General features: G+C 71.8%; 8 protein-coding genes. 1 reads left to right on the top strand and 7 read right to left on the bottom strand.

Annotated features, from left to right (window positions below; genetic code table 11):
• The 4 genes from Q0283_RS08050 to Q0283_RS08035 all read right to left on the bottom strand — a co-directional run.
• Nucleotides 1–872, bottom strand: an 872-nt coding sequence (locus Q0283_RS08050) for a hypothetical protein (RefSeq protein ID WP_298044145.1), incomplete at its 3' end; no start/stop codon positions are given.
• 102 nt (nucleotides 873–974) lie between these two features.
• Entirely contained in the window at nucleotides 975–1,757 is a 783-nt protein-coding gene (locus tag Q0283_RS08045) for a CoA pyrophosphatase (RefSeq protein ID WP_183527775.1), read from the bottom strand.
• Nucleotides 1,754–2,533, bottom strand: a complete 780-nt coding sequence (gene nth / locus Q0283_RS08040) for an endonuclease III (RefSeq protein WP_183527777.1) — start codon at nucleotides 2,531–2,533, stop codon at nucleotides 1,754–1,756. The genes Q0283_RS08045 and nth overlap by 4 nt, the downstream gene beginning before the upstream one ends.
• The gene (locus tag Q0283_RS08035) at nucleotides 2,530–3,546 is read right to left on the bottom strand and encodes a hypothetical protein (protein WP_183527779.1); all 1,017 of its coding nucleotides are present in this window, start codon (nucleotides 3,544–3,546) and stop codon (nucleotides 2,530–2,532) included. The genes nth and Q0283_RS08035 overlap by 4 nt, the downstream gene beginning before the upstream one ends.
• A gap of 197 nt (nucleotides 3,547–3,743) precedes the next feature.
• Between Q0283_RS08035 and Q0283_RS08030 the strand changes: the two genes are divergently transcribed.
• Nucleotides 3,744–5,780 (top strand): acetate--CoA ligase, encoded by a 2,037-nt coding sequence (locus Q0283_RS08030; RefSeq protein ID WP_183527780.1) that lies wholly within the window; start codon nucleotides 3,744–3,746, stop codon nucleotides 5,778–5,780.
• A 60-nt stretch (nucleotides 5,781–5,840) separates the two neighbouring features.
• On the opposite strand, the gene Q0283_RS08025 is transcribed toward Q0283_RS08030, so the two are convergent.
• From Q0283_RS08025 to Q0283_RS08015, 3 genes are all read right to left on the bottom strand, one after another.
• The gene (locus Q0283_RS08025; protein ID WP_083843252.1) at nucleotides 5,841–5,981 is read right to left on the bottom strand and encodes a methionine/alanine import family NSS transporter small subunit; all 141 of its coding nucleotides are present in this window, start codon (nucleotides 5,979–5,981) and stop codon (nucleotides 5,841–5,843) included.
• A 1-nt stretch (nucleotide 5,982) separates the two neighbouring features.
• The gene (locus Q0283_RS08020) at nucleotides 5,983–7,626 is read right to left on the bottom strand and encodes a sodium-dependent transporter (protein WP_183527782.1); all 1,644 of its coding nucleotides are present in this window, start codon (nucleotides 7,624–7,626) and stop codon (nucleotides 5,983–5,985) included.
• Between the two features lie 171 nt (nucleotides 7,627–7,797).
• Nucleotides 7,798–8,988 carry a MarP family serine protease gene (locus Q0283_RS08015; protein ID WP_298044146.1) on the bottom strand — a complete coding sequence of 397 codons (1,191 nt, stop codon included), beginning with the start codon at nucleotides 8,986–8,988 and terminating at the stop codon, nucleotides 7,798–7,800.
• Nucleotides 8,989–9,110 lie beyond the last annotated feature (122 nt).

Here is a 9,110-nt window from a genome sequence, read left to right as displayed (position 1 = left end):
GGTCCGCCCCACAGGGAGGGGTCCAGGGCCAACCGCGCCGGGGGCCGGCCCGGGACCTCGAGACAGCAGGTTCCTCCCTGGCCGGTCACGGACAGCAGGGGAAACCCCTCGGCGGCCAGCGTCGTCGCCAGGTGCGCGTCGCGGCCCACGTCGAGCACGGTCCAGCGGAAGGTGTCGACGGTGGCATCGATCACGGGCAGCAGCTGCGCGGGAGGACCCGTCATGCTCCCCCAGCGCACCCCGCCGGCCACCGGGAGCCGGCCGGCCAGGGCGGGGCCGGGCGTCGGTCCCAGGACCTCCGTCAGGGCGGAGGCCTCGGAGTTCGCCCGGAGGCGGGCGTCCAGCCCGCCCCCGGTGCCCCGCAGGTCCACGAGCACCCCGCGGCCGGGCCCGCCCAGCAGCAGGGTGAGTCCCCACGGCAGGCCGGGCCAGCCGTCATCACCACCGGGGCCGTCACCCTGGTGGGCCAGGATGAGCGCCCGGCCCGGCAGGTGGGGGTCGACGCTGCGGGCCAGCATGCGGCACAGCGGCCGTGACCGGGTGGGCAGCGTCAGGGTGGACGGATCCGGGTTCGTCGATGCCGTCCCGTCCAGCGTCACGGCGGCCACGCCGACGGCGCTGGTTCGCGGCCCGGTCGTGGGCCCGCCCGCCAGGTGGCCGCTGATGACCATGACCGGTTCCCGTCCGTGGGCGGACGAGAATTGCGCGAGGGCGTCGGGGACGGTCCCCGGCTGAGGGGACTGCACGTGCAACCGGTGCCCGACGGCCGCCACGCAGGCCGCGACCTCGTGCAGCAGCCGGGTCGCGAGCGTCCCGGATTCGGGGGGTGGCAGATACAGCACGGGGAGCGGGACCGCAGCGGTACTGGTCATGGTCCGAGCGTGCCCGTCCGGGCCGGTGCGGTGCAGGCCGGGCGCCTCGCCCCGGGGACGGCTCCCCGGGGGCGGGCCCCTGTGCAGGAGCGGGCGGGGTGCTCAGGGCCGGTGCACGGGGACCGGCTGGGAGGCGTCCCAGCCGCTGATGTCGATCACCCGTTCCCGGTCCCAGTCCTGGGCCCAGCCGAGCAGTTCGAGGATCCGGTCGAGGACGATGGCGGTGAAGCCCCAGACGAGGGTGTCCGAGACGAGGAACCCGGGGCTGCGGAAGCGGCGGGCGCCCACGGAGGGCTCGGCGCTGCGACTGGTCGTGATCCGGTTGGCCGGGTCCACCAGGTCGGCCACGGGCACCCGGAACACCCGGGTGGCCTCCCCCTCATCCACCACGAACACGTCTGAGGGCCGGTCCCACCAGCCGACCACGGGGGTGACCCGGAAGTTCGTCACCGTCAACGGCGCCGGCGGCAGGCTCCCCAGCACCCGGACCCCGTGAGGGTCCAGTCCCGTCTCCTCCTGGGCCTCCCGCAGGGCGGTGGCCACGTGGTCGGCGTCCTCGGGGTCCTTCCGGCCCCCGGGAAAGGCCACCTGCCCGGGGTGCTTGCGCAGGTGCAGGGCCCGCTGGGTGAGCAGCAGGTCCAGGTCCTCGGGCACGGCGTCGGTGTGGAAGTGCGAGGGCCGCCGGTCCAGGGCCCCGAAGAGCACCAGGACGGCCGATTCGGCCGGTACCCCCGCCCCGGGCTCCAGGTCCACGCCGAAGTCCCAGCCGCGGCCGTCGTCGGGAAGCCGGTTCGGCCGGTCGCCCCGGGCCATGCCGGGCCCCAGGACGCCGTACCGGGCCACCAGCGCTCGCAGGTCCGCCAGCGCACCGTCGATCTCCATCATGCTCCCAGACTGTATCCCTCGGCCCGCAGCTGTGCCCGCGTGGCCCCGGCCAGCATCCGCGCGTGCAGTTCCTCGCGCCCCGGGGCCAGTTCGTACTTCAGCAGTCCCACCGCCGCTACCGGGTCCGTCTCCCCGATCCCGTAGGAGGGGCACCACCGCGCCACGGGGCAGGCGCCGCAGGCCGGACGCTTGGCGTGGCAGACCCGGCGGCCGTGGAAGATGAGCCGGTGGGAGAGCATGGTCCAGTCCCGGCGCTCGAACAGGGCGGCGACCTCCTGCTCCACCTTCACCGGGTCCTGCTGCGCGGTGAACCCCAGGCGCCGGGCCAGCCGGCCGAAGTGGGTGTCCACGGTGAGCCCGGGGACACCGAAGGCGTTGCCGAGCACCACGAAGGCGGTCTTGCGGCCCACCCCGGGCAGCGCCACGAGGTCGTCCAGCCGGCCGGGGACCTCCCCGCCGTGGCGTTCGACGAGGACCCGGGACAGCCCCTGGATGGCCGCCGCCTTGTTCCGGTAGAACCCCAGCGGCCGGACGAGCTCCTGGAGCTCGCGCTCGTCCGCGTGGGCCATCGCCTCGGCGTCGGGGAACCGAGCGAACAGCGCCGGGGTGGTCGCGTTGACGCGCACGTCCGTGGTCTGGGCGGACAGCACCGTGGCCACGAGCAGTTCGAAGGGCGTGGTGAAGTCCAGTTCGGCGACCGCGTAGGGGTAGGCCTCCGCCAGGACCCGGTTGATCCTGCGGGCCCGGCGGGTGAGGCCGAGCCGGGTCTCGCTCACGCCCGCTCGATGTCGGACAGGTCCCTCAGCACCCCGGTCCGTCCGTCGGTGTTCTGCACCAGGAACTCGTGGCCGCGGTCCTCGAGCGCGAGGATCCAGCCGCCGGGCTCGAGGCCGAACGCGGGGCTGCCGTCCTCGGGGTTCACGGTCCACCGCGGGGTCCCGACGGCGAACCAGAACGCCTCGTAGCCCGCCGGCTCGGTCCCGCGGGGCGCGGCCGGCTCCCCGAGGGGTTCCTCCGTCTCCTCGACGGGTTCCGGCACCTCGGTGCCGGGAGCACCGAAGGCGGCGGTCGCGGAGGCCTCGGCCTCCTCCGTGGTCCGCGGGCGCAACCGCGTCGCGCCCAGGTCCTCGTCGATCTCGGCCCCGGAGGGCTGTCCCGGCTCCGCCCCGGGCTCCGGAGTCTCCTGCGCGTGGGTGTCCTGCGCGTGGGCGACCGCGGCGGGGGTGGGCCACGGGCCGGAGGCCGTCCCACCCGGCTGCGGTGCCGACGTCGTGCCCTCGGCGGCCTCGGGGGCCTCACGGGGCGCCGGGGTCTCGGGGGCCGCGACGGCGGCCGGCCGGGGACGGCGCGCCGCGGACGAGGCGAGCACGCGGGTCATCACGCCGCGCAGCGGCGAGGTGAGGACCATGCCGAGCGCGCCGAGCAGCCCGATCAGGAAGACCGGGTTCAGCGTGGTGACGACGCTGCTGAAGAAGAAGGCCAGCGCGAGCCAGGAGGCCACGTGGCAGAACTGCTCGGTGGACAGCGATCCCACGCGGGGTCCGTCCAGGCCGCTGACGCCCCGGGACAGCACGAGGCCGGCGGCCACGAGGGGCACCACGACGCCCACGCCCAGGAAGAACACGCCGGGGGTGTTCCACAGGTTCTGCCGCAGGGTGCCCAGCGGCACGACGGAGCCCACGAGGATCACCAGGACGGCGAGGAAGAAGCCCAGGTCCCAGCGGTCCAGCCGCAGTCCTCCGCCGGTACGCGCGGGCGCCTTCCGGCCACGGTGCGATGCGATGCTCATGTGCGTCCTCCTGGTGTCCCCTTCGGGCCCCCTCAGGCCCGTGTTCTTCTCGGGAACCATTCAATCAGTCTTCGCGCGCAATGCTCTGCACGCGATGGCCTCGGACGTTAGGCTGTCCCTGCGGGCCCTGTGATGGGCGTTACACCAACGACTCAGGCGTGGCCCGGTACGAGATCTTCCGCACCGAAGGAGTACGCATGTCGACGTCCACTTCCGGCGAATCCGCCTCCGGCTCCATGGACCCCCTGCTGGTGGAGAGGCGCACCTTCCCGCCCTCCGAGCAGTTCGCCGCGCAGGCCGTGGCCACCGCCGAGCGCTATGAGCAGGCCGCGGCCGACCGGCTGGGCTACTGGGCCGACCAGGCCCGTGAGGTGCTGCACTGGGAGCAGGACTTCACCGAGGTCCTGGACTGGTCGGACGCCCCGTTCGCGAAGTGGTTCGTGGGCGGCACCACCAACGCCGCGTACAACGCCCTGGACCGCCACGTGGAGGCCGGCCACGGTGACCGCGTGGCCATCCACTTCGAGGGTGAGCCCGGGGACACCCGGACCTGGACCTACGCCGAGCTGGCCGCCGAGGTGCGTCGCGCCGCCAACGCCTTCGAGTCCCTCGGCGTGACCAAGGGCGACCGCGTGGCCGTCTACCTGCCGATGATCCCCGAGGCCGTCATCACCATGCTCGCCTGTGCGCGCATCGGCGCGGTGCACTCCGTGGTGTTCGGCGGTTTCTCCGCCGACGCCCTGCGCTCGCGCATCGACGACGCCGAGGCCAAGCTCGTGGTGACCGCCGACGGCTCCTGGCGCCGCGGCAAGCCCTCGATGCTCAAGCCCGCCGTGGACGCGGCCCTGTCCGCGCCCGGCCACGCCGTGTCCAACGTCCTGGTGGTCCGCCGCAACGAGCAGGACGTGGAGTGGACCGACGGCCGGGACCTGTGGTGGCACGACGCGCTCCGGGCCGCCTCCGACGAGCACGAACTGGTCTGGCACGACTCCGAGCACCCGCTGTTCATCCTCTACACCTCCGGCACCACCGGCAAGCCCAAGGGCATCCTGCACACCACCGGCGGATACCTGGTCCAGGGCGCCGTGACCCACCGCGACACCTTCGACCTGCACCCCGAGACGGACGTGTACTGGTGCACCGCCGACGTCGGCTGGGTCACCGGGCACTCCTACGTCGCCTACGCCCCCCTGGTGAACGGCGCCACCCAGGTGCTCTACGAGGGCACCCCGGACTTCCCGCACAACGGCCGCTGGTGGGAGCTGGTGCAGAAGTACGGGATCACCATCGTCTACACCGCGCCCACCGCGATCCGCACCATGATGAAGTGGGGCCGGTCCATCCCGGACTCCTTCGACCTGTCCTCCGTGCGCGTCCTGGGCTCGGTGGGCGAGCCCATCAACCCCGAGGCGTGGCTGTGGTACCGGGACGTCATCGGTGCGAACGCCGGGGCCGGGACGAAGAACGACGACGGCTCCGTCACCCCGGGTCCGCGCAAGCAGGACCCTGCCCCGATCGTGGACACCTGGTGGCAGACGGAGACCGGCGCGCACATGATCGCCCCGCTGCCCGGCGTCACCGCCGCCAAGCCCGGTTCCGCCCAGGTGCCCGTCCCCGGCATCACCGTGGACGTGGTGGACGAGGCGGGCAACTCCCTGCCCAACGACTCCGCCGGCTTCCTCGTGATCAGGGATCCGTGGCCGGCCATGCTCCGCGGCATCTGGGGTGACCCCGAGCGCTACAAGGACACCTACTGGTCCCGGTTCGAGGACATGTACTTCGCCGGGGACGGGGCCCGCCGGGACGAGGACGGGGATGTCTGGGTCACCGGCCGCGTGGACGACGTCATGAACGTCTCCGGGCACCGGCTGTCCACCTCGGAGATCGAGTCCGCCCTGGTCTCGCATCCGATCGTGGCCGAGTCCGCCGTGGTGGGCGCCACCGACGCCACCACCGGCCAGGCCGTCGTCGCGTTCGTGATCGTCACGGAGGAGGCCGGTCAGGTCGACCAGGCCGAGACGGAGCAGACGCTGCGCAACCACGTGGCGCGGGAGATCGGCGCGATCGCCAAGCCCAAGCACATCCTGGTGGTGCCCGAGCTGCCCAAGACCCGCTCCGGCAAGATCATGCGCCGCCTGCTCAAGGACGTCGCCGAGGGCCGGGACCCGGGCGATGCCTCGACCCTGTCCGACCCGACGATCATGCAGCAGATCGCCCAGTCGCTGCGCACGTAACCGCGGTGACACGAAGGCCCCGGACCGCGAGGTCCGGGGCCTTCGTCGTTGGCGGAGGTGTCAGGTCGTCGGGCCGGGCGCGATGCCCTCCTCGCCGGAGAGGTGGTCCGGGTTCTTCAGCAGGTGGATGAGCGAGGCGACCATGCCGCCCCACACCACCACGATGGCGACGACCAAGAACAGGATGGCGATCGGGTCCATGTCAGTGCCCCTTTCTCGGGTGCTCGGCGTGATGGTGCTGGCCGACGGTGTCCCACTGGACGCCGGGGCCGGTGCCCTCGTGTTCCGGGTATTCCGGCAGGTCCTCGGACTCGAGGTTGTCGTTCAGTTCGCTGTGCAGGGCCGACCTCTGGGTCCACGGCAGCAGGGACAGCAGGACGGCGACCACGATCAGCGCGATCGACATGCCCCAGCCGAAGGTGCCCACGAACCAGGACGGCAGGTCCCCGTAGCCCTCGGTGGCCTTCAGCACCACGTCGGAGACCCACATGTAGGCCAGCACGATGGGCAGGATCACGGCCACGAGGACCTTGTAGGCCCGGCCGACGCGGAAGGAGGACACCGCGTTGAGGTGGTTCACCATGTTGTCCAGGCGTCGCAGGAGCCAGGACACCACCACGACCGCCACGAGGGCGGCGCCCACGATGCCGAAGTTGTTCGCGAAGGCGTCCGTGACGTCCAGGACGTTGATGCCGGAGGTGGTGCTGAACAGCAGCAGGGAGATCAGCCCGGAGGTCCCGACCACCACGATCACCGTGGTCCAGCGGCTCCAGCCCAGCTTGTCCTTCACCGCGGAGACGACCACCTCGAGGATCGAGATCAGCGAGGTGAAGCCCGCCACGACCAGCGAGGCGAAGAACAGCACGCCGATCAGCGCCCCGGCCGGGGCCTCGGAGATGATGGTCGGGAAGGCGATGAAGGCCAGGCCGATGCCGTTGGTGACCACCTCGGCCACCTCCACGCCATTGGCCTGGGCCATGAAGCCCAGCGCCGCGAAGACGCCGATGCCGGCGAGGATCTCGAAGCTCGAGTTGGAGAAGCCCACCATCAGGCCCGAGCCCGTCAGGTTGGTCCGGCGCTTGAGGTACGAGGCGTAGGTGATCATGATGCCGAAGCCCACGGACAGGGAGAAGAAGATCTGGCCGTAGGCCGCGATCCACACCTGGGGATTCGTGAGCACCTCCCAGTTCGGGGTGAACAGCGCGTTGAGCCCCTCGGGGGCACCCGGCAGGAACAGGGCCACGACCACCAGGATGACGAACATGACCACCAGCACCGGGATCCCGATGAGCGAGGCCATCGCGATGCCCTTCTTGACGCCCACCCCCAGGATCACCAGCAGGATGAGCCAGACCACCAGCATCGGCCAGAACACGGACGGGACGAACTCCAGGTTCGGTGCCACGTCGTCCGCCACCCGCAGGTACTCGCCGAAGAAGAACGCCTCCGGGTCATCGCCCCAGCGCTCGTCGAAGGAGAACCAGGTGTACATCGCCGCGTAGGCGATGATGGCCGCGTAGTAGACGCCGATGACGAAGCAGATCAGCACCTGCCACCAGCCGATCGACTCCGTCCACCTGCTGAGCCGCCGGAAGGCCAGCGGGGGCGAGCCCTTGAAGCGGTGCCCGATCGCGTAGTCGAAGAACAGCAGCGGGATGCCGGCCGTCAGGAGGGCGACCAGGTACGGGACGATGAAGGCGCCGCCGCCGTTCTCGTAGGCGACATAGGGGAAGCGCCAGATGTTGCCGAGTCCGACGGCGGACCCGATCGCGGCGAAGATGAACGCCCAGCGGCCCGCGAATTGCTCGCGGCTCGCCTTCTGGGGTGATGCGGTGGTGGACGACACGGTCCCTCCCGGTCAGTACCTCGGCCGCGCAGGGTCACGGTCCGCCCCGTGAGGATGGAGGGACGGTGCGGTCCTGCGCTGCGGTGCGGAAAGTGGTGGCGACCACACTAATGCAGTCCTTGTGCGCGCGTACACTTCCCGCCCCCAGACCCGCACGTCAGGTCCGGGTGCTCAGCCGCCCTGGATGCACTGTCCGGTGGAGACGGTCTCCTCCATCTGCCCGGCGCCGGTGAGCACCGCCTCGGCCTCCTCGCCGGTGATGGCGTAGCCGACCTTGACGTCCCCCGCGGCCCGGGCGAAGACGACGCCGGCCACGTCACCGGCATCGTCCAGCAGCGGGCCACCGGAGCTGCCCAGCTGGACGTCGGCGTTGAGCTGGTAGATGTCCAGCGGACCGGGGTCCCCGCCGTAGATGTTGTTCACGGTGACCTCCCCGCGCGCCTGGACCTCGGCCGGACCCATCCAGAACGGGCCCCCGGAGGGGTAGCCCATGATGTAGCCGCTGTCACCGTCGGTCATCTGGGCCCCGGTGTCCAGCGTGGGCAGGTCGGCGTCGTCCACCGCCACCACGGCCAGGTCCCGTGCGGCGTCGAAGTGCACGACCCGGCCGGCGTAGACGGTGCCCTCCGCGTCCTCCACGGCCGGTTCCGTCAGGCCGGAGACCACGTGGGCGTTGGTCACCACGCGGTCATCCGTGACGGCGAAGCCGGAACCGGTCTGGTTCTGCCCGCACACGAACGCGGTGCCGCTGATCCGCACCACCGAGGCCCGGGCCAGGTCGATGGCGTTGTCCGGTTCCGGGGCCGTGGGGTCGGCGGTGGGCGTGGCGTGGACGATCGGCTCCTCCAGCTCGGGGACCACGTCGGAACCGGCGACGGTGGACCGGACCTGGGCGATGATCGTCTTGGCCGATTCCGGGACCCCGGCGTTGATGACCGTGATGACGCGGGACTGGGAGATGGCGCCGGTCACCGGCGGCAGCCCCATGGAGGACGCGGAGAAGGCCACGAAGGCGATGAGGCCGGCCGCCACGGCGGTGTTGACCACGGCCCCGGCCAGGCGGTCGGCGGTGCGCAGGGCCGGCAGCGCCATGCGCAACCGGATGGCGCGGCCGATCCCGGCGCCGACGGCCTGGCCGATGAGCACCAGCACGAGGGCGGCGGCGATGATCGCGATCAGGCGCCACGACGGATCCGGCACCCAGTCCGAGACCAGGGGGATGGAGAAGAACGCGGCGGCCGCACCGGCGACCAGCCCGACGATGGTGCCGAGCGTCACCCAGAAGCCCCGGCGGTACCCCGCCAGGAGGAAGACCAGCAGGACGACGAGCAGCACCCAGTCCAGCCAGGTCAGTCCGAGCACCAAGCACCCCTCCATCCTGCGTCCCGCCACCGGCGCACGCGTGAGAACCCATTTTACCGTCACGATGGCCGGGCATGGGGCAGAATGGTCCGTGAGTCATTGCATGTCGTTTCCGGCGGCAT

It is taken from the genome of uncultured Citricoccus sp., assembly GCF_937871995.1.
Lineage (GTDB): Bacteria > Actinomycetota > Actinomycetes > Actinomycetales > Micrococcaceae > Citricoccus.
Note: the sequence above shows the minus strand (reverse complement) of the source record. Positions and strands in the feature narration are given on the sequence as shown.